Source organism: Microcoleus sp. CZ3-B2, from assembly GCF_036705055.1.
GTDB lineage: Bacteria > Cyanobacteriota > Cyanobacteriia > Cyanobacteriales > Microcoleaceae > Microcoleus.
Genome location: NZ_JAUBTN010000025.1, coordinates 18,781 through 41,072, shown reverse-complemented (window position 1 = coordinate 41,072; position 22,292 = coordinate 18,781). Strand labels below are relative to the sequence as shown.

Sequence of the window (22,292 nt, the reverse complement as noted above, 5' to 3'; positions counted from 1 at the left end):
TAGTCTCACCGTGTTTTGGTTATACATTATCGGCAGTGCCGACGGTTTAAGCTGCCTAAAGCAGTCTGGATTGTGGCATTATTACACATAATACTGTAATCCGACCTAATTACAGTAGTTAATGGGAAAAAAATTTTCCCCAGCCTTTTCTAAGCTGCCTCCGATATTTTCCGCGAAACAAATGGTACTGCTTGTCTGACTTCTTGCCGCAGCGGAATCTCGATCGAGAATTCCGTGCCCAATCCCGGTGTCGAATCGCAGCGCAGCGTACCCTTGTGCTTTTCTACGACAATTTTATAGCTGATTGACAGTCCCAATCCTGTCCCTTTTCCGACCGGTTTCGTCGTAAAGAACGGGTCAAACAGCCGTTTTTTGACATTTTCTGCCATGCCGGGGCCGTTGTCGGATATCCGCACAATTATGCGATCGGGGCTTGAATATTCTGTGGTGATGGCGATCGCGATCGGATTGGCTTTCGCTGCTGCGGGCCCGCGATCGAGGTGGTAACTCTCAAGGGCGTCGATCGCATTAGCCAGAATATTCATAAACACCTGATTTAATTGTCCGGCATAGCACTCTACTAAAGGTAAATTGCTGTAGTTTTTAACAATCTCGATCGGCGGGCGATCGGCTGTAGCTTTCAGGCGACCTTGCAGAATTAGCAGAGTGCTGTCAATGCCTTCATGGATATTGACAGGTTTCATTTCGCTTTCGTCTAAACGAGAGAAATTCCGCAAAGATTTAACAATTTGAACAATGCGATCTGCTCCTATTTTCATCGAAGACAGCAGTTGTGGCAAATCTTTGCTGAGAAAGTCCAAGTCAATATTTTTTAAATACTCAGAAATTTCCGAGGGAGGGTGTAAATATTGTTTTTGGTAGAGTTTTACCAACTCTAACAAATCGCTAGTATATGCCGTGGCGTGATGGATGTTGCCGTAAATAAAATTAATAGGATTGTTAACTTCGTGGGCGACACCAGCAACTAATAAACCCAAACTAGACATTTTTTCCTGCTGAATCAGTTGAGTTTGAGTTTGCTGCAACTCTTGCAACGTTTGCTCTAGCTGTTGAGATTTAGCCGTGCGTTCTGCTGCTACTCTTTCAATTCGAGCGGTATAATTCCACAAGCTCATTAGATAAAGTGTTGCCGCCAAAGTTAAGATGGTTCCCAAAATTAAAACAGTCAAAGAACGCCAAAATCTGAGAGGATTAATGTACTCTGGCGTTAGCCGCAGTTGCAGCAACCACCTGCGATTTTCAATATTGAGAATGCGGGTGCAACTGCTGCCGTCCGGGCAGTAAGCTATTTCCCCAATTTCGAGTTTATTTTTAATATTTTCGTCGGTGACGATCCTTTTAGTCTTCGCTTCGTAAAAAGCGAGAAATTTTCCGACTTCAGGAGCCATAGCATCTTGAAGATACACGTTAATAAAGTTCAGTTTAGTTTCCTGCAAAGCCGATTTAACTATAGCATCTACCAGCAAAACTCCGAGAGTAAAACCTTTCGATTTTTCTGGTTTCCCCGCCGAAAAATTGGGCTGCATTGCTGCGGCATCACCCGCAGAAACTTGACCAAAAATTGGCATAAATACGAGGACGCTCGGTTGATTTGGTGAAGACCATTTTTGGCGGTCAGTCGCGATAATTTCTTGTCTTTTTGTGGCTGTTTCTAAGGCTAGCCGATTGGAATTCAAATTTAAACCTAAATCTATTTTATCAGTCAGGAATTGTGGCGAGTCAGAAACACTGGGCAGCCAAGCGATCGCCTTGAGGCTCGGATGGCGGTACAGGGCACTACCAACAAATGTATTAATTTCTGGGTTTTTAACGCCGTCAAATACGCTGTAAAATGCTCCCGCTGCCCGAATTATTTCTAAATTCCCGCTAACATCTCTTTGAATGTCTGTAGCTATTTGGTCCAGTTGCTCTTGCAGTCCTGCTTGCATGAATTTGTATTCCCAATTGTACGCGACTGAAGAGGCGATCGCAGACATTCCCAATCCTGCACAAAGTGTTAATCCTGCCTGGATGTAGTGGCGATAACTAACTAAAGTGCTAGTTGCTAAATTCAACAATTTGTTAACATTCATATTCTTCGCTCACTTTTTTTCAATCGTTCCCAGTCACAGCCTGGGAATTACTTTCAGGAGCAAGCTCCTCCGATTTGGAGCTACAACATATCATTACCAAGCACCAGCCTGGTAATGATATGTCGCAGCAGTGTTTTGTAGAAGCTCCCCGATAGTATTTTGAGCAAGATCCAGCCGCTGATTTTAAATTGAATAAGCTGGAAAAGTCATCGCGTGTTTGGGCTTGACATAAACCTGCTGATCTCGCGTTAACTGTAGATGATCGAAGCGCTCGCGACTTACGTAAGCTGTTACTACCTGATCGGATTCTAACACTAATTCGGTTTGAATTTCCCGTCCTAAATGAATGATGCGGCTGACTTTTGCTAAGGCAAAACCAGACTGCGGATTAGTTTGAATTTCCACATCGTGGGGGCGCAAAAACACTAAATCAGAATGGGCGGCTCCATGATTGTGAGCTGTTGTACCGTTACTGGCGAACAAACCCGCAGTATTTGGCAGCACATTTACAGGCCCAATAAAACTCATCACAAAAGCTGATGCGGGTTTGTCGTAAATTTCAGCAGGAGTGCCAACTTGTTCGACTTTACCTTTGTTCATCACCACAATTTCATCGGCTACTTCCATAGCTTCTTCTTGGTCGTGGGTCACAAAAACTGTGGTGATGTTAACTTCTTTGTGAAGGTTGTGCAGCCACGATCGCAATTCTTTGCGGACTTTAGCATCTAAGGCTCCAAAAGGTTCGTCTAACAGCAGCACTTTTGGTTGAACTGCTAGAGCTCTCGCCAAAGCCACGCGCTGCCGCTGGCCGCCGGAAAGTTGCGAAGGATAGCGATCGCCCAAACCTGTCAACTGCACTAAATCCAAAAGTTCATCAACCCGCCTGCTAATTGAGTTTTTAGCAACTTTGCGAATTTCCATCGCAAAAGCAATATTTTTCTTAATAGTCATGTGTTTGAACAAAGCGTAGTGCTGAAACACAAAACCGATATGCCGTTCCTGCACAGACTGCTGGGTAGCATCCTCGCCGATCAGGTAAATAGAACCAGTATCCGGCGGTTCGAGTCCCGCAATCATCCTCAGCAGAGTCGATTTCCCGGAACCGGAAGGCCCCAACAGCGCGACTAAAGAGCCACTTTTAATTTCCAAATTCACGTTGTCAATGGCGTGAAAGGAGCCGAAGTGCTTCGATACGTTCTGAACTTTAATGCTCATGAGTTTATTTACTTATTTTAGGAGTTAACAAGGAAAACCCCACTTACTTGACAGATTTACAGTAGTATATCCTGAAAATAATATTTTGCAAGGTCTGTAACTTTTTGTATTGTATTTCCAGCCCTCCTGATGGGGACGGCGCTTGAAAGTTGAGGCTAAGAGTCGGAAGAGTTAACCCGCGAGGGTTTCGAGAGGTGGGACGATCGTCCGCGGGCGATCGTCCGAGAATCAGCAATGCTGAAAATACGCAAAAACCCGGCTCGATCGACGAAAATACTGCATCAAAACCTTTAAAATCTTTAATCCCGCTCAAAAACCGGGTTTCTTTGCTGTCTATCTATAATTTGACGGCGGCCGACAATTCCCCGACTCCCGGCGATATTGAAAATTTCAGGTAGGAATTGCTCAATCTGAGCTGCGATCGCCCGCAATTGAGATGATAATAGTTAATTCAGAAGCCTACAATGCTTCACCTTTGAGAAACTATCAGAATAGTAAATTCTAACCAAAACACCACTATGGGAAAACCAACAGGCTTTATCGAATTCTTGCGCGAATTGCCCTCCGAACTCTCACCAGTCGAGAGAGTCCACAACTGGGACGAATTTCACCTACCGATGGAGGAAGACAAACTCCGCAGCCAAGGCGCGCGCTGCATGGACTGCGGCATTCCATTTTGCCACACGGGTTCCCTGATTAGCGGCATGGCCAGCGGCTGCCCGATCAACAACCTCATCCCCGAATGGAACGACCTAGTATATCGCGGACTCTGGAAAGAAGCCCTTGACAGACTCCACAAAACCAACAACTTCCCCGAATTCACCGGCAGAGTCTGTCCCGCCCCCTGCGAAGGCGCTTGCGTGCTCGGCATCAACAACCCGCCAGTCACGATTAAAAATATCGAAGTCGCAATTATCGATAAAGGCTGGGATGAAGGCTGGATTACTGCCGAACCGCCCGCCAAACGTACCGGCAAAAAAATCGCCGTCATCGGTTCCGGGCCCGCCGGTTTGTCGGCTGCGGCGCAACTGAACAAAGCAGGTCATTTGGTAACAGTATACGAAAGAGCCGATCGACCGGGAGGCCTGCTAATGTACGGCATCCCCAACATGAAGCTAGACAAAGAACAAGTCGTGATGCGCCGCCTCAAAGTTCTCGAAGACGAAGGCGTGACATTCGTTTGCAACACCGAAGTTGGGAAAGACTTACCAGCCGAACAACTGCTAAAAGAATACGACTCCGTTGTCCTCTGTACCGGCGCGACAAAACCCCGCGACTTAGGAATCGAAGGGCGGGAATTAAAAGGCATCCATTTCGCGATGGACTTTTTGACTGCGAACACCAAAGCAGTTCTCGACAAGAGCACCAACGGCAATTTCATCTCCGCCGAAGGCAAAGATATCGTGATTATCGGCGGTGGCGACACAGGCACCGACTGCGTGGGCACCTCCATCCGCCACGGCTGCAAAAGCCTGGTACAGCTAGAAATCCTGCCCAAACCGCCCTCGGAACGGGCGGCCAACAATCCCTGGCCCGAATGGCCGAAAGTCTACCGCCTCGACTACGGCCAAGAAGAAGCCGCAGCCAAATTCGGCGATGACCCCCGCGGCTATCTCACCACGGCGACAAGGTTCGAGGGCGACGAAAACGGCAACGTCAAAGCCGTGCACACCGTTGAGGTGGAGTGGGCGAAAAACGAGAAAGGGCAGTTCATTCCGAAGCAAATTCCCGGCACCGAAAAAGTCCTACCGGCGCAGCTTGTCTTGCTGGCGATGGGCTTCCTGGGCCCGGAACAGCCCTTGCTGGATGCGATGGGATTGGAACGCGACGCGCGCAGCAATGTGAAGGCGGAGCACGAAAAATATACCACCAGCATTCCGGGAGTTTTCGCGGCTGGTGACTGTCGCCGGGGACAAAGTTTGATTGTTTGGGCGATTAATGAAGGGCGCGGTGTGGCCCGCGAGTGCGACCTTTATTTGATGGGTGAGACGGATTTACCTTAGTGGATTGATAGAGCCGATAGGGGCGGGTTAATCAACATTTTGAGGCAACAAACCCAAAATTCTGTAAACCCGCCCCAATACCGCGAAATGACCTAAATCCTGACGTAATATTTGGGTGGGGAACGGCGGGTTTAGATAGTTTGTGGTTGGGTGTCAGAGATTGTGGTGAACCCACCCCTTGTATATTAAAAGAAACAGGCGATCGCATCGCTAGCAACGCAAATCTAAAGAAACCAGAAAAGTGTCAAAGCTTGGTACAAGTTTCGCTAGAAATTATAGTGCGAGCGTCCCCGAAGAGCGATCGACTTCGCTCTTCGGGGATGCTCGCACTATGATTAAAATATCTAATTCCGATGCTATGGGAAACGATATTACAAGCCCTATTGCAGCGACTCGATTCCTTACAAAAAATGACGACAGCAGAACAAAACCGTTGAGAAACAGCCACAGCGACTGTGGCTGGACTTACTCAATAACATTTGGAGTACCTCAAACAACAAGCACAGATCGTACCAATTCCGCTTGCACTCCTCATGATGTTAGCTGTTAACAGTTAACAGTTAACAGTATCTACGGGATTGGTATATTTGAATTAATCGTGTGGTGGGGCGAGTTTATACGATGGGAGCATCTCATATTTGTAAAAATACTTTTTTTGACTCCTTCTTTCTTCCTCTTTCCTCCTGTCTCCTGTCTCCTGCCTCCTACCTCCAATTTATAGCTTGGCGGCAAAAGTGAAATGCTCCCTATACGATTCGTCGTTGGGTGTCAAATATTTGGGCGAGGGGAACCGCTACAAGATTGTGATATTATATATTATTGAGAAATTTATTATCGCAATCTAATTTAATAATAAACATCATGAAAGTAGCCCATACAAAAAATATATTTATCTTAACATTCCTCTCCTTTACCAGCTTAGTAACTGGGGAAATCGGACTTTTCACCCCATCCCAAACAGCCACGGCCCAAATTACTCCCGCTGCTGACGGCACAAATACTCAAATCACCCCGAATGGCAATCAATTCAACATCCAAGGCGGCCAACAATCCGGCGATGGCACTAATTTGTTTCACAGTTTTCAGCAATTTGGTTTAACTCAAGGACAAACTGCCAATTTTATCTCAAATCCCAATATCCGCAATATTTTAGGGCGAGTTGTCGGCGGTGATGCTTCGCTGATTAACGGCATAATTCAAGTTACGGGCGGCAATGTTAATTTATTTTTAATGAATCCGGCGGGGATTGTGTTTGGTGCAAATTCTAGTTTGAATATTCCCGGTTCTTTCACGGCGACTACTGCAACAGGAATCGGTTTCGGCAACAATTGGTTTAGTGCGGTTGGTACGAATAATTATACAGATTTAGTCGGAAATCCGAATACTTTTGCTTTTACAAATCTACAGCCGGGAGGAATTATCAATCTTGGTAATTTGGCGGTGAATCAGGGACAAAATATCAGTTTGTTGGGCGGCACGGTTTTGAGTGCGGGACAACTTGCTGCACCGGGAGGAAATATTATTGTGGCGGCGGTTCCGGGTCAAAGTTTAGTTAGAATTAGTCAGCCGGGAAATTTATTGAGTTTGGAGATTCAACCGCAATCTGTGGCTGGTAGTTTGCCGCAAAGTTGGGTGTTACCAGTTGCATCTTTGCCGCAGTTGTTGACTGGTGGTGGGGGAAGTGCAACGGGGGTGATAGTGAATGCTCAAGGGCAAGTAGAATTAACTGGTGGCGTGCAGGTTGAGAATGGAGATGTTGTTGCTAAAGAAGTAACTGCCGAGAATGCAACTCTGTCAGCTAATGGCAATTTGACGTTAGTTGAAAGTCTGTTGCGTACAACTGGTGATTTGAGTTTGCTGGCTAATGATACGGTGCGGGTGCGCGACAGTGTGGCGAATCCGTTTGTGGCGAATGCTGGCGGCAATCTTTATATTCAAGGTAATAAAAGTATTGATATTTTGGCGCTGAATCATCTTTTGGAAACGCCGTTTATTAGCGGTGGAAATTTGACTTTGGCGAGTGATGGCATCATATCTACAGATTCTCATTTTCGCAGTGGCAGTAATACGTCGATCGTCGATTTATCGGGTAGACCTGCTAATTTTACCAGTTTGTACGATCCGATATTTACGCAGCCCAATGACTATATATCTGGGGGATATACGGGTGCATCTCTGAAGGTAGATACGACTTCGGGGACGGGAAATATTACTTTTAACGGTGGTATTTCAATCACAAGTCCAGATGCAGCTTTTGCTAATGCTTCTCCTGGTACAGATGAATTTATTTTGGCTACTTCGCGCTCTATAATTTTGCGCTCTGGTGGCAGTATTCAAGTAGTAGGAATATACAATTATAACAACCTGCCATATAACGTAGGCCCTATAATTATGCAAGCTACAGGCAACATTCAAGCGGGACTTATTTCAGTCTATAATATAGCGGGTGATGCTGGTTATATATCTTTGAGTGCTGGGGGAAATATTTCAACAGAAGCACTTCTTGCTAATAATATTTCTGGTATTGGCGTTGGCGGTGATATTACTGTGAATGCAGGTGGCAGCTTTACTTTTATAGCAGGAAATAAACCTGAAGTGCAAAATTTAAATATAAATACTTCCGCACCTAATGGAGGGGGTAATATTACCATTAAAGCCAAAAACGATATCTCGATCGGCTGTGCTACTTACTCGTTTTGTTTAGAAACTGTTAGTAGGGATAATGGGGTCATCAAGGCTAATGGAAATAGCGGTAATGTTAGTATCATCAGCGAACAGGGTTCTATTATTTTCCAGACTCCCCGATCTATAGATACGAGTAATAACGCTTCTGTCGGCAGTCCTGGTGCTGTAAATTTACAGGCAAGGGGTGACATTACTGTAGGTGAGATATTAACCTACAGTGAAGATCCTTCACAATCTGATGGTGCAAATATTAATATTACAAGCGTAAATGGCAATATCCAGTTTGGCGATATCAATCATTCTTCAGACAACGGTAAGGGCGGCAATATTACTCTGTCTACCAGTGGGAATATTAGAACAGGTAACGTATTAAACTACGGGATATTGCGAGGTGGTAGCATTAATTTTACTAGCACGAATGGCACTATCACTACTGGAAAATTAAATGCAACTAGCTCTCAGGATTCAGGAAATGATACTATTTTTAACCCAGAAAATGGTGGATCAATTACTTTAAAAGCCGATCGCAATATTACGACGGGCAATCTCAGCGTAATGGCAAATCAAGACGGCGGCCCGATCGCCCTTACGAGCACCGCCGGTTCCATAGATACCGGGGCGATCGACACCACGGGCGATCGCGCCGCTGGCAATATTACCATTCAAGCCAGCACCGGCATCAAAACGCCGACAGAAGGAACTGCAATCGCAGGTAATTCCGTTAAGGGGAATGGCAGCAACATTACTTTATCTACCACTAGCGGTGACATTAATACAGGCAATGTATTAGTATCGGGAATTCGGGGCGGAAATCTCAATTTTACTAACAGCAATGGCAATATTACAACAGGTCAGCTACTGACAAGTTATGACGGTTTATCTGCCGATAAAAAAACTAACACAGGCGGCACTGTTAATTTAAATGCTGGGGGAAATATTACTACCAGCGACATCCGCGCGATCGGAATACTAGACGGCGGTTCGATCACCTTCAAAAGCGGCGGGGCGATCGATACTAGAGCCGGACTTATCAACGCGATCGGCGGCAACAGCGGCGGCAATATTTCCCTCGAAGCCGCCACTAACATCAGTACCGCAGGAATTGGCAGCGCCCTATTATTAACCGGATTCAACGCCAATAGCGGCAATCTTCGCATTCAAAGCGGCGGTAATATTGACACAACTGCCGGCCCGCTGATTACTGCCGCCGCCAATGGCAAAGGCGGAAATGTGGTGATAAATGCTAAGGAAAATGTGGCGACATCTAGTATTAATTCCCGCACTTTTGCTCCCAGCACCACGATGAATGGCGGCAATATAGATATTAAGGCAAATAGTATTACAGCAGGCGGAACTATCGAAACTAACCGCAACAATATTACATTTGCTGCTCCGGTAACATTGTCTGAAAACCTCTCTGTTAACATTCTGGAGATGGGCGACATTACTTTTAATTCTACAATTGACGGGCCGTACAATCTCGCGGTCAAGCCAAATGCGGGAGTTGTTCAGTTTGGCGGTGCTATCGGCCGCCTGACTCCTCTCAATAGCGTCAATATTCAAGATGATATTCCCAGCAATACGGTAGCGGTCGATATTACTGCAACTAATAACATTACCGCTCAAAAAATTACTTCGGAAGCCGGGATTTCTTTGTATAGCGAACAGGGAGAAATTAAAACAGGAAATCTTGACTCGACTTCCCAAAATAATGGCAGCAATATTGATTTGAATGCGGGAACTAATATCACAGCGGGCAATATCAACACTTCGGCCGGTGGTAATGGCGGCAATATATTTCTCGATGCCAATGGTAATATTAATGCTGGAGAAGTTGACTCTTCGGCCAATGGAAATGCGGGCAATGTCAGCGCGATTAACCGCAGCAGCGCGGGCGACATTGTTCTGAGTTTAATTAACGCTGAAAGTATGGAAAGCGGTAGGGGCGGAGATGTTGTGATTTTGACTCAAAGGTTTTTTCGATCGCCCAATTCGTTCTTAGACAGAAACGGCATCAATGCTAGCATCTCTACGGCTGCAAGTTCAGGAGACGATCGCGGCGGCTTCATAATTATCAACCACGGGGGCGACGGAATCACGCCTTTTATTGTCGGCAATTCCGAGAAAAATGGAACTGCTAGTGCAATTACTAGAGGAAATAGCAATCCCATACAAACGATTTTACCCGATAACAGTTATCGATACACTCACAGACAAGACCCCAGTCTCGCATCAAATCGCGAGCGCATTCAAATTAACTCGGTTCCCTCACCCATTACGCCCGTACCAACACCCGCGCCGACGGCGACTCCATCTCCAACAGCCGCAGCCACACCCGCCGCCACAACCGCACCGACGGCGACTCCATCTCCAACAGCCGCCGCCACACCCGCGCCGACGGCGACTCCGTCTCCAACACCCGCCGCCACACCAGCGCCGACGGCGACTCCATCTCCAACACCCGCCGCCACACCAGCGCCGACGGCGACTGCATCTCCAACACCCGCACCAACACCCGCGCCGAGGGCTGTTCCGTCGCCCATAACCCTAGCTACAAGAACCCCACCGACGGCTGTTCCCTCGCCGTCGCCGGCAACTGAAACGGCCTCACCGACGGCGACTGCATCCCCCATACCCGATCGCCCGATCGACCAAACTCCATCTTCCACTCCCTCACCAACACCCGCACCCGCGCCCGTATTCGAGAATTTTCCCGAACTCGAAGAATTGCTAAACACCAATTTCTTTACACTGCCGCCCCGCAGGCTTCCCACCCAGCCTTCTACCCCAACCACACCGGGCGCAGCCGCCCGAATATCCGTCACGCCGACAATTCCCTCGATCGCCCAACTCACCGCCCCCGTCGCTCCTCCCAGCGCGATCGCTTCTCCCAGCGCGATCGCTTCTCCAAGTGCGATCGGGCAAAATCCAGCCTCCGCACCCATTCAAGCCCCTTACAACCCGCCTGTAGGACAAATTCAACCCGTACCTGCACCTTCTGTTTCACCCGTTCCCGCACCGATTCCCGCACCGATTCTCGCACCCACTCAAAGCCAAACTCCGCAACAGCAATTAGGCTTGTTAATTGGCGATTTATTAGCAGCAAAAACCACCATCACCCCAAATCCTGAAACCGGAGGCAACACTTTTGAATGGGCATTTTCCGATCCAAAGAACAACTTTTCGCTCACACCACCGCCCCTTGAGAAAGCACCCAATCTTACTTTTATACCGCCTTCGGAAAAGCCACCAGAAAACCCGCCAGAACTTGGTTCTTCTGCTACAGAACAACCGGACGGATGGATAGTCTCAACTCCCGATTCTGCACCTGCTATTGAGCCGCCAGTTGCTCAAATAGAGCCTGATTGGTTGGCCAACATTCCCCAAATCACTTTTTCGCCAACTCCCACACCAACTCCCGCGCCAACTCCAGCCCCCGCACCCGCACCAACTCCCGCACCAACTCCCGCACCAACTCCCGCACCAACTCCCGCACCAACTCCCGCACCAACTCCCGCACCCGCGCCCGCAGCCATCCCTAATCTTTTTCCCTTAGAAATTAGCAGGTTGAGCGTCGAACAAACATTAGACCAAGGCAATGGTAATGATGCTGTTGGTCTAATTGATAAACTGTTTGAACAAGACTATGAAAATTATTATGGCGAAGATTTTACCGACCAACAAGTAACTATTGAATATCTGAAAGAAACTCTCAAAACAATTAAGGAGGAAACCGGGAAGCAAGCGGTTATTGTTTACGCGCTAGTCCGTTTTGAAGCATTGTGGCTAGTATTAGTAGTTCCCGACGGCCCTCCGATTATCAAAAAAGTTATTGTCAACAGCGAAACTTTGCTAAAAACAGTGAGAGAGTTTCACCACTTTTTGGCTAAGCCAAATGATGCAGCAGATACAAGATATTTGCCAATTGCTCAGAAACTTTACCAGTGGTTAATTGCGCCGATTAGTTCAGATATAGAAGCGTTAAATGTCGATACGTTAGTGTTTTCTTTCGATGCGGGTTTGCGCCAGTTGCCGCTAGCTGCTTTGCACGACGGCCAGCAATTTTTAGTAGAAAAATACAGCCTCGGCTCAATTCCCAGTGTTAGCTTGACTAGCACGAGTTATCAAAGTTTGAAAAACGCGGAAGTTTTGGCAATGGGTGCTTCCGTATTTCCCAATACTGATAAACTTGCTTTGCCTGCAGTGCCGATCGAATTAGCTGCGATCGCCGGTACAATCGGTAACGGGCAAAATCCTGCCGAATTGCCCTTGTGGCCTGGCCGCTTTTTTCTCAATCAAGATTTTACTGTAGAAAATCTCATAAAACAGCGCCAGCAAGAATCTTTTGATATTATTCACTTGGCTACTCACGCGAGTTTTCCGCAAAATCAATACGGGCGCAGGGAAGCTGAAATTGATTTTTGGAAGCGCTCTTTGCCGCTGGATGAATTTCGGTTGGCTAAGTGGTACTATCCCCGACAAGTACAGTTATTGGTGCTGAGTGCGTGCGAAACTGCGATCGGCGATCCGACAGCGGAAATGGGTTTTGCTGGGCTGGCAGTCGGCAGCGGTGTAAAATCAGCTTTGGCGAGTTTGTGGAAGGTTAAGGATGTTACGACTTTGGCGCTGATGACGGAGTTTTATGCTAATTTGCGATCGGCTCCGATTAAAGCTGAAGCCCTGAGACAAGCTCAACTGGCGATGATTCGCAAACAGGTAGTATTTAAAGATGGTAAGTTGGTGGGAACTCAAAGGGCGATCGATCTTACCAAAGTCGAACAAATAGCAAATTCAGATTTATCTCATCCAAAATTTTGGGCAGGATTTACAATGGTTGGCAGTCCTTGGTAATAAACTGGCGCGCATCTAATTTTAACAATAAGATTGGTTCGCCCCAGAAGCGTACTTTCGCTCGAACTTGTAACGAGTAGTTCTACAAATCATTTAGGATTGCTATAGCCTTTCTGTGCTCTGGTATGAGGTACTATCCGGGATAGGGAATAGGGAATAGGGCATAGGGAATAGGGTATGGGGCATAGGGAATAGGGTATGGGGAATAGGGCTATCCTCACTTTTGTGAGAACCGCTATATATAGAACAATACGGTTCACTTAACATATTTATGCCCCGGAGCTCCCCCTAAATCCCCCGGATAGTCGGGGGACTTTGAGGGCATTCTGATCCCCCCCTTTTTAAGGGGTGTGCCAGGGAGATCGTCTTAAGTGAACCGTATTGAGTTATAAACTGTTCTTTGCCAACTACTGTAATGGAGCAAAACCTGTGGGCAATTTTACTAAAATATTCAAGTCCAAAGATAAATCATCAATGCAGTTGCGTGTAGAGGAATCCGTCGCGGCGGTAGCACTTGTCGCAGCGGAGGCAAATTACCCTGATGTGAGTGCCGATATCTTGATAAGCAGAATTTGGGATTCAGAAATATTTGCTGAATACTCGGAGGATGATATGTCAGCAACTCTTCAAAAACTCGCGGGTATTCTTGCCAAAGACGGTTTAGGAGGATTATTTAATACGGCTTGTGAATCACTCCCAAATGAGTTGGTGTTGGATACTTTTACGATTACCGCAGCAATGTTTGTCGCAGAGGGCGAAGTGTCTCAGAAGCATCGGGCTTTTCTCAAGGAATTTCAAGAAGTATTAGGTGTAGGCGATAAGGAAGCTAAGGCAATTATTGAGGATGTAATTGCTGGATACTCGGAACTAAAACTCGAAGATTACGATATCGAGACAGATGAGGCGTTGTATTTTTCTGCTCTAGGCAATTTTGTGGTTTCGATTCCTGTTGAGAGGCAACGAGGCGGTAAAATTGAGGATGACAAAAGCTTTGTTGCTTTTTCTGACGATTTTGGTGTTTTGCTGAAAATTGATTATTTCCCGCTTTCTGGTGATGTGAAAAAATTAATCGAATCAGCGGGGGAATGGGCTTATCTTACTTTGTTTCTTAACAAGTTTATTGATGACACGGTTTTGGCTAAATTTGCTAATTCTCAGTTACTTTACAGTGAATATTTAGAAGAGGAAAATGCTTATTTTGTAGTGACCGATTTGCCTGGGAGTGCTAATGTCAGCGTACCACAAAATGACGGTCAACTTACTTTGATGGATGCTTACCGGGGATTTATGGCTTTGATCGTTGACGATTTTTGCTATACGGTGAGTTGTCAGCGAATTTATGAGAAGCAGGAGGAATTGGGTTCTATTGAGTCGGAGGTTGAGAATCTTATGAATAAGATTTTTGATTTTATTCAGACGATCCAATTCTCTGGGGAGAAATAAACACTACTTTTAGCTTCTGCGATCCAATCTTATAGTTGTCAATTGACGGGACAGGATATTAAAGCAGTTAACAGCGCTACGATACGGTGACGATTATTTTAGCGGGGTGCTAGATATTATATCAAATCCTCTCTTCATCGGAATTGTAAATTCACTGTTAGCTGTTGGCTGTTGACTGTTGACTGTTAACCGTTAACATCATGTATGAGTGCAGCCGGAATTGATATTAGAGGTTGTTGGAATAAAATAGTGCGATCGAGAACAGGCTTTGTAGTCGGTTCTCGATCGCACTTTCAGAGTCAGTCAACCTCAGTCGGAAGACAGCAGCAATTCGCCGCCATTTTCGATTAATTAGTCGTTTGAGCTTCCACCAATCGTTGCTTAAGTTCTTCCAGAGCGCTCGCCCAGCGTGGATCTGGCTGTACCGAGCCAGAATCAGCGCTCGACACTGTGGTTGTTGACTGATTGCGGCGAGACTTGTTGTTGTCACTCCGACGGCGATTGCTTTTACTAGAACCGCCTCCACCTTGAGTTGGGGGAGCCGAGCGCTGCTGTTGCTGCGGCGCGGGCACCGGCATCGCTGTTGATGCGGATGCCAACTGCGGTGAAGCAGGCGACGATGACTGCTGCTGATCTTCTTCGCCCTTCTCCGATTTACCCTTAGAGCGGGGGAGTGCCTTCTCTATTTTTAGCGGGTTTTCTTTGAACATCAAGCCGTTATATTTCTCAATAACTTGGTCGGCTTGTTCGTCGGTTAGCACCGTCACAAAACCAAATCCTCTACATTTACCTGTTTTGCGGTCTGTAATTACCTTTGTGGTAACAGATTCGCCCTCGGGTGCAAAAACTTCTTGCAATTCTAGGCGATCGAGTTCCTTGGGTAGGTTGCCAACATAAAGACGAATAGACATGAAAAATTCCTCCAGAATAGGATTCTAATTAATTTGCTCGAACCGAATTACCTGCTGTCAACTGAATGTTGACTTCAGGGAAAGACCGCATAACCGCATAATTTGCACATTCCTCCCACCAACCTTGACAGATTCTCCCACCTTTTAGAAAAAAAAGGTGATTTATTCCGATCGGGCCGGAACTTAACCGCCGATGCAGAGAGCCTTGAAATCTCAGGTTGTTGTGTAAACTTTTAGTCATCACTCAAATGTTGAGGCTATTGGCTATTCTGTATTTCTTGCTTGCGGTTTTGATTCAGAATGTTTGTAGCCAGAGCCGTGTAGAAATTTATGTCCAAGGATGTCATTTCAAGCGATCGGAATGCCAGTATTCAGTTTAATACAGTGATGGATAAAATTGCTAACATTTTTTGGCCCAGTAATCTTACCTCGCTCCTCATCTCGCTCCTAATCCTAAAAACTGCTCGCTTACCCGGTCTCCCTTAAATCGGGCTCGGCAGCGTCCGACCATTCTTTAAAGGTATCACAACCTGGGTGACAGAGCTAGCTATTTAGGTATATTTCAGGCGAATTTGATGAAAACAACAATCTGAATCATTTTTCTGAATTCATCGCCCACAGCAAAATTGCCAGTCTAAAAAAACAGCCGACAAGCGGCTGGCTAAACTTGCTGTGTTGGGAGGTTGACAATTTTTACGCAATACCTTAGCGGTTTTAGCCCACTGAAGTTATTGCGATTTTTGTTTTATCCAATTTATATAAACAAATGTAACAGGATGTCATTTAAAAAGCAACTTTTCTTTACGAAGGAAGAGGGAAGAAGTCCAACGTCATTAGTCATCAGTCCAACGTCATCAGTGCTGTCGCCTCGGAGCTTTCGGTACAACGTCATCAGTCCGAGGGAAGAGGTCCGAGGGAAGAAGTCCAACGTCATCAGTCATTAGTCCAACGTCATTAGTGCTGTCGCCTCGGAGCTTTCGGTACAACGTCATCAGTCCGAGGGAAGAGGTCCGAGGGAAGAAGTCCAACGTCATCAGTCATTAGTCCAACGTCATCAGTGCTGTCGCCTCGGAGCTTTCCGTACAACGTCATCAGTCCGAGGGAAGAGGGCGAAGCTGAGCGGGTGAAAAGAGGGAAGAGGGAAGAGGGAAGAGCATTATATATCTTGCAAAAGTCAAATTCACCCCCCGCAAGTCCCCCCTCCCGCGGGGGGAAACAAGAATAATCTTGCCCCCTACCCGCGAGTTCGGGGAGGGTTGGGGTGGGTGAACTGTATTTTTGCAAGAGTTCTATTGGTTTGTAGTGCGGACTGAAGTCCGTACTACGAACCTTTTGTGCAATCTCAAATCCCAAATTCCCTCATCTTCCGCCTTGGATAATAATGTATGCGCCCCAACAAGCAGCAGCAAAAGCCAAAATCGCAGACCAAATCGGATGTCCGCTGTTACTGACTAGGCTGCCTTGACTGCGGAGGGTTTCGAGGTCGATCGCCACAGTAGCACCCCGACGCAGCCAACCAGTCGCCACAACTGGTTTTCCGATCAAATCGCTGGGGCGAGTAGGTTGCGGCCACAAAGAACCACAGGGCCCAAACCTTGAAACATAGTGCAACCTCACCAAACCCGTCGCCGTTTGCAAAATCAAATCCTGTCCCAGCAAATTTTCTATACCAGTCCTACCCAAAAGCTGCCCGGAAAGCTGCACTGGTTGAGCATCTACGGGCAAAACATCGGGATTTGACAAAATTTGGGGTAAACTCGGCGAAGCGGTTTCTCGTGGCGTAATGTCGGGGAAAAAATAATTGATCCGCATCAAAGTACCGATGCTAAATCCGATCGGCAAACAGCCCCAAAAGATCGATCGATCGCCCAAAAGCCAATCCAGCCGCCAAATACTCGTCTGCGAAAAAATCCAGCCAATCAGCCAAAGCAGCGCCACCAGGCCCAAACTCAGGGGAATCCCAAAAAACGGCGCGCCCTGTAAAAATAGTTTTGAGTCTTTAAATTCGAGTATTGATTGAAACAAAGATAATTTTCCTGGCTTCGGTGATTCCAGCGACAGACTCGCCAAATCTAACTCAGTCTCGATTTTCCAGAATTGCGCGTAAAGCTCCAATAGCTTCAAACGCTCTCCCAGCAAAGGATGCGTGCTATTAACCGTCAGCCAAGCGCGATCGGGATTGGTGACATCCCACAGCAAAATCTGTGACAGCGGCGCGCGCAACGCAGCAGAACCAATGGTTGCAGCTTGTCCGACTCCCAGGGGTAACAACAAATCGAAACTTTCAAGAAAAAAGCTAGTTTGTTGTTGCTGTTCGATATTTGCAGCAATGCCGATCGCCATTTTACCAAGCGCCCGCGTCAAACCGTTAGGATTGCCCGTAATTTCCGCAGCGGTGCGATCGCTAAAATACACCCGGCGGCGCGACAGCCACAACATCGGCCAGCGCAACAACTTATAAATCCCGTAACTAATAGCAGAAATTGCAGCGGCCAAATTTCTCACAGCAAAACGCAAAAACTCGATCGTCATTAAATCACACAAACGTTCTTGCCAGTGCGCCACCTGCCAATAAATCAAGTAAGGAATCTGAATCACCAGCAACGCCAGCGACATCGGCGCAAAATCCCAGTGAGAAATGTGGCTTAATTCCCGCGCAAAAATAGTCGCAATTTCATCATCCGTCAACTGTTCCAACAGCCCGCGACTCACAGCAATCCGAGCAAAACGGGGCAAACAGCCGTAACTGAAAGCCACAGGAACATTTAGCGGCAAGAGTTTCAACACAGGGGTTGGCATATTTTGCTTGGTACAAAAACTGCGGAGTACCCGACTAGCTTCTTTGCTGTGCTTGGATAAAACTGAGCCGCGCAGGGTTTCGATGCCGCAAAATAGTTTTAGCAGCGCGTCTGTCAGCCAGGGAGATGAGGCCAAAAGCAATCCAAAAACTATCTGCACAAAGGGAGTTGGATCGCGGTAAAAAAGTTGGATCGGCGCGAAAATAGGCAGTCTTGTAAATATGTAAAACTGAAGCAATAGAAAATTAGCGTTTGTCAGCAGGAATTGCAGGACAAATCGGGCGAGGAAAAATAGGGCGATCGCGCTTACAGCAGCCCCAATCCAAAAATTCAGCAATTTGAGCGGTTTCAGGGGCTGCGGGTTTTTTGTGCGCCCTGCTTCGCGCCAAGTCAGTTGGTAAGTCTCTGGGCTTGGGAGTTCGATATTTGTTGCGGAACCGGAACTGTTTTCGCCGCTAGTTTCTGCATGGGTTGCGGTTTCTGTGGGGGCGGTAGATGGTGGGCGATCGCCCTCTTCTGAGGTGGGGCGAATCGGTGGTTTGGGGGGTGGAGGTGGCGGTGAAATATGTGTCGATTTGGTCTTTTCTGGCGCGCTAGTCGGGTCTAAGGGTGAAAATCCGGTTTTTTTGTCTGCGGTTGGTCGTAGCGAAGCGGGGCGTAAGCCATCGCCCTTAAGCATTTTTTTCGCTGATTCCGTTGCTGAATCGAAGGCGACAAAGCCTGTTTCTGGGGGAGTTTCCGGTGGTTTTGGGGGGAGAGGTGGGGTTAATTCGGTTAAAGTGCGATCGGCCCAGGTTTTGATTTGAGTGTTGGGGATTTTGGTGAGGGAAGTGCAAAGGGCGATCGCGCTTTTGAGATTACCGGTTGCTTTGTACGCCGCCACTAATCCCATTTGCGCGCGGATTCCGGGCGGTTGATTTGCAGCGCTTTGGCTGACGGATTCTAAAAGGGCGATCGCGCTTTGGTAATCTTTTTGTTTCAAAGCGGCTAACCCAGCCTCTAGAGACTGTTTCAGAGATGAATCCGCCGAATTTGGATTGTGTGGAGATGCCATGACTGTGCTTGCGATCGCGTCTTGTCTAAGATAACCTCACCCGAAGGCACTTCGGCAACTATAGCCCCATACCCTTGAATTAACATTTGCAATAAACTTCAGCTAACAACAGACCTTTTATACTCATTCATCAGATATCCTAAAATTATCTGCGTTCATCAGTGTTTATCTACCTTAAATCTGCCATTGCAATATTAATCCATAAACCACCACACCCGAACAACCATGCCAATTGACGACGAAGATTTTGAAAGCGAATCGATCGCGGGCGATCGCCAACTGCAACTGTTCACAGACAGACACGAATTTACCCGCCGATTTGCCTTTTATTTAAACGAAGACCCGCCCCGCGAACAAATTTTGTATTTTTTCGGGGATGGAGGCAACGGCAAGTCACTGCTGCTAAAACACTTGGAATTTCACTGCTGCAAAATATTTCCGTCGCAGGATTGGCAGCGATTGCGCGAAATCCCAGAATCACAAGCCGCCGAAGTTGCTAATTTTGTCCGCAATGCCGCCCCGAAAACCTACACTCCCATCCCCGCAGTCAGACACGATTTCGGATTGATTCCGATCAAAGAAGATAAACCGCAAGATAGATTTTACGGCTTGCTGATGCTGCGGCGAAATATCGCAGAAACCACCAAAAAACATAAATTTAAATTTCCCAATTATGATTTTGCTTGCTTTTGGTATTTATTGAACAAAGGCGAGTCTGACGCAACTCTCAGCCAACTTTTCCCCGATGATGTCATTCAATTGGTGACACCAGCCATTGAAACTTTTGCAGGATTTCCGGTGGTGGCGCAAGCAGTCGCCGTGATTAAAGGCATAGTTAAATTGAGCGGGATTAAGGGAGTGATGAAATTAATTCAACAGCGCCTCGGTGTCAGCGATGAAAAGGCGGATGAAATTCGGCGCAAAGATATTGATACTGAATTAATGGACTGTTTGCCGAAATTATTTGCCGGGGATTTGAATGCGGCAATGGCTGGCAAAAATAAACCAGAACGCCTTGTCATGTTGTTCGATACTCACGAAAAAATGTGGGAGGAAAAACGAAATTCTCAAGGCGCAACTTTTTGGTATCAAGATGAGTGGTTTCGGCGGTTGTTGAGGGCATTGGATTACAAATTGGGGATTGTAGTTGTTGTGGCGGGGCGAGATTGTCCGGTGACGCAATTGCGGTGGCCGAATGCGTCAAAGTTTCCGATTCCTGCAGATTATATAGATGCACAATTGGTGTGGCATTTGTCGCCCGCCGATGCGAGGGATTACTTGCACAAAGTGGAGATTTACAAGGCAGATTTGGCAGATGCTGTGATTAAATATGCCAGCGTCAATCCCGCTGATAATTTGGAGAATTTGCAGGTACATCCGTTTTATTTGGGTTTGTGCGCGGATGCGGTGCTGGCAGAAAGAAGGCGGGGAATTGAGTTGCTGGCGTCGGATTTTGCGCGGATTCCGAAGTTGGAAAATAAGACTGCGGAGTTAACGGATCGGTTGCTGACTTATGTGGATCGCGAAGTGCGATCGGCCGTGCATTCGCTGAGTGCTTGCCGCGCTTTTGATGAGGATTTGTACGTGAAATTAGGAACTGGTTGTCACTTCCAGGCAAGCAGTGCAAATTTTGAGATGTTGACTGGCTTTTCCTTTGTTTGGGAATCCCAAAAGCGGGGGAATAATTGGTATCGGATTCACGATTTGTTGCGGCGCTTGGATGCCGATCGGGATAATCCGAAAACTCGCAGGGCTCATGAGGTTTTAGAGGGGCATTATCGGGAAGTGGGGGATGCGGGTGAGGCAATTTTTCATGCTAATCGCTTGGATTGGCAGCGGGGTGTAGAAGAATGGAAAGAGGTGTTTGATGAAGCTTTGGACAAGAGTCGCTATAAGGAATGCGAGGCGCTGCTGGAAGTTAGAGATGAGTTGTGGATTAAAAGTGATTATTGGCTTGGTAGAGTTTCGCGATCGGAGGGAAATTACTATGCTCGGTTGGCTCGATATGTAGAGGCAAGACAGGAATATTTAGAGGCAGTTGCAGCCTGTAATTCTGCTTTACTTATTGCACCGGATGATATCAATGCTCTCAATAACAAAGGGAATGGGCTGCAAAGTCTGGGTGATTTGCAAGCAAAGCTAAGTGAATTTGAGGCGGCAAAACAGTCTTACTTTGAGGCGATCGCTGCCTATAATTCTGCTTTACTTATTGTACCAGATGATATCGAGGTTTTCAAGAACAAAGGGATTGCGCTGAAATGTCTGGGTAATTTACAGGCACAGCTAAGTGAATTTGAGGCGGCAAAACAGTCTTACTCAGAGGCAATCGCAGCCTATAATTCTGCTTTACTTATTGCACCGGATTATATCAATGCTCTCAACAACAAAGGGAATGCGCTGCGACGTTTGGGTGATTTGCAAGCACGGCTAAGTGCATTTGAGGCTGCAAAACAGTCTTACTTTGATGCGATCGCTGCCTTGAATTCTGCTTTACTGATTGCACCGGATGCTATCTGTGTTCTCAATAACAAAGGGAATGCGCTGCGAGGTCTGGGTGAATTACAAGCACAGCTAAGTGAATTTGAGGCTGCAAAACAGTCTTACTTTCAGGCGATCGCTGCCTGTAATTCTGCTTTACTTATTGCACCGGATGATATCTGTGCTCTCAACAACAAAGGGAAGGCGCTGTTAAGTCTGGGTGATTTGCAAGCACAGCTAAGTGAATTTGAGGCTGCAAAACAGTCTTACTCAGAGGCGATCGCTGCCTTGAATTCTGTTTTTCTTATTGCACCGGATGATATCGGTGTTCTCAACAACAAAGGGATTGCGCTGCGAGGTCTGGGTGATTTGCAAGCAAAATTATCTGAGCAACAGGAAGCACTCAAGAATTGGCAAGAAGCATTGGAAATGTTTAATCGCTCTTTAGCCATTGCTCCTAATAACGATTGGACTCGCAATAGACGCGATTCGCTGCAAAAATTTCTCGATAATTTTGGTGATGATACTGTCAGCAGTTAGCTCGATCGCAATTAGTAAAGATGCGGCATTTAGGAGGCGGATTTGTCCAGTTAACTTACACCAAAAGTTCACAGGATTTATGCACTTAGACAAAGAAACCGGGTTTTTGCCCGCATCTACCCATCACAACCAACAATTGTCGAAAAAACCCGGTTTCTCGGCCATTCGCGCCTCCTCAAAGAAACCGGGTTTTTGCCCAAATCTGCGAATCACAACCAATA

10 protein-coding genes are annotated in these 22,292 nt (G+C 46.8%); 6 read left to right on the top strand and 4 right to left on the bottom strand.

Going from position 1 to position 22,292, the window contains the following annotated elements:
* Window positions 1-149: 149 nt before the first annotated feature.
* On the bottom strand, window positions 150-2,093 hold the full coding sequence (locus QUA97_RS13625) for an ATP-binding protein (protein WP_333194885.1): 1,944 nt from the start codon (window positions 2,091-2,093) through the stop codon (window positions 150-152).
* A gap of 183 nt (window positions 2,094-2,276) precedes the next feature.
* On the bottom strand, window positions 2,277-3,308 hold the full coding sequence (locus QUA97_RS13620; protein WP_194066046.1) for a sulfate/molybdate ABC transporter ATP-binding protein: 1,032 nt from the start codon (window positions 3,306-3,308) through the stop codon (window positions 2,277-2,279).
* 194 nt (window positions 3,309-3,502) lie between these two features.
* On the opposite strand from QUA97_RS13620, the gene QUA97_RS13615 reads away from it, so the two are divergent.
* The 5 genes from QUA97_RS13615 to QUA97_RS13595 all read left to right on the top strand — a co-directional run bounded on the left by QUA97_RS13615 (window position 3,503) and on the right by QUA97_RS13595 (window position 14,641).
* On the top strand, window positions 3,503-3,706 hold the full coding sequence (locus QUA97_RS13615; RefSeq protein WP_194066047.1) for a hypothetical protein: 204 nt from the start codon (window positions 3,503-3,505) through the stop codon (window positions 3,704-3,706).
* A 120-nt stretch (window positions 3,707-3,826) separates the two neighbouring features.
* Window positions 3,827-5,311, top strand: a complete 1,485-nt coding sequence (gene gltD, locus QUA97_RS13610) for a glutamate synthase small subunit (protein ID WP_333194884.1) — start codon at window positions 3,827-3,829, stop codon at window positions 5,309-5,311.
* Window positions 5,312-6,172: 861 nt separating this feature from the next.
* On the top strand, window positions 6,173-12,847 hold the full coding sequence (locus QUA97_RS13605) for a CHAT domain-containing protein (protein WP_333194883.1): 6,675 nt from the start codon (window positions 6,173-6,175) through the stop codon (window positions 12,845-12,847).
* Between the two features lie 429 nt (window positions 12,848-13,276).
* Window positions 13,277-14,290, top strand: coding sequence for a tellurite resistance TerB family protein (locus QUA97_RS13600; protein WP_194066050.1), 1,014 nt, complete (start codon window positions 13,277-13,279; stop codon window positions 14,288-14,290).
* 204 nt (window positions 14,291-14,494) lie between these two features.
* Window positions 14,495-14,641 carry a hypothetical protein gene (locus QUA97_RS13595; protein WP_194066051.1) on the top strand — a complete coding sequence of 49 codons (147 nt, stop codon included), beginning with the start codon at window positions 14,495-14,497 and terminating at the stop codon, window positions 14,639-14,641.
* Here the strand turns inward: QUA97_RS13595 and QUA97_RS13590 are convergent.
* A complete protein-coding gene (locus tag QUA97_RS13590; RefSeq protein WP_194012650.1) occupies window positions 14,638-15,201 on the bottom strand; it encodes an RNA recognition motif domain-containing protein in 564 nt (187 codons plus the stop codon). The two genes, QUA97_RS13595 and QUA97_RS13590, sit on opposite strands and share 4 nt — an antisense overlap.
* 1,359 nt (window positions 15,202-16,560) lie before the next feature.
* Window positions 16,561-19,053 (bottom strand): zinc metalloprotease HtpX, encoded by a 2,493-nt coding sequence (locus tag QUA97_RS13585; RefSeq protein WP_333194882.1) that lies wholly within the window; start codon window positions 19,051-19,053, stop codon window positions 16,561-16,563.
* 225 nt (window positions 19,054-19,278) lie between these two features.
* Between QUA97_RS13585 and QUA97_RS13580 the strand changes: the two genes are divergently transcribed.
* Complete coding sequence (locus QUA97_RS13580; RefSeq protein WP_333194881.1) at window positions 19,279-22,071, top strand: tetratricopeptide repeat protein; 2,793 nt, start codon at window positions 19,279-19,281, stop codon at window positions 22,069-22,071.
* Window positions 22,072-22,292: the final 221 nt, after the last annotated feature.

Coding starts and splice junctions, on each gene's coding strand:
- QUA97_RS13595 (WP_194066051.1), top strand. CDS start 14,495: ATGAGTGCAGCCGGAATTGATATTAGAGGTTGTTGGAATAAAATAGTG.
- QUA97_RS13590 (WP_194012650.1), bottom strand. CDS start 15,201: ATGTCTATTCGTCTTTATGTTGGCAACCTACCCAAGGAACTCGATCGC.
- QUA97_RS13585 (WP_333194882.1), bottom strand. CDS start 19,053: ATGGCATCTCCACACAATCCAAATTCGGCGGATTCATCTCTGAAACAG.
- gltD (WP_333194884.1), top strand. CDS start 3,827: ATGGGAAAACCAACAGGCTTTATCGAATTCTTGCGCGAATTGCCCTCC.
- QUA97_RS13580 (WP_333194881.1), top strand. CDS start 19,279: ATGCCAATTGACGACGAAGATTTTGAAAGCGAATCGATCGCGGGCGAT.
- QUA97_RS13605 (WP_333194883.1), top strand. CDS start 6,173: ATGAAAGTAGCCCATACAAAAAATATATTTATCTTAACATTCCTCTCC.
- QUA97_RS13620 (WP_194066046.1), bottom strand. CDS start 3,308: ATGAGCATTAAAGTTCAGAACGTATCGAAGCACTTCGGCTCCTTTCAC.
- QUA97_RS13625 (WP_333194885.1), bottom strand. CDS start 2,093: ATGAATGTTAACAAATTGTTGAATTTAGCAACTAGCACTTTAGTTAGT.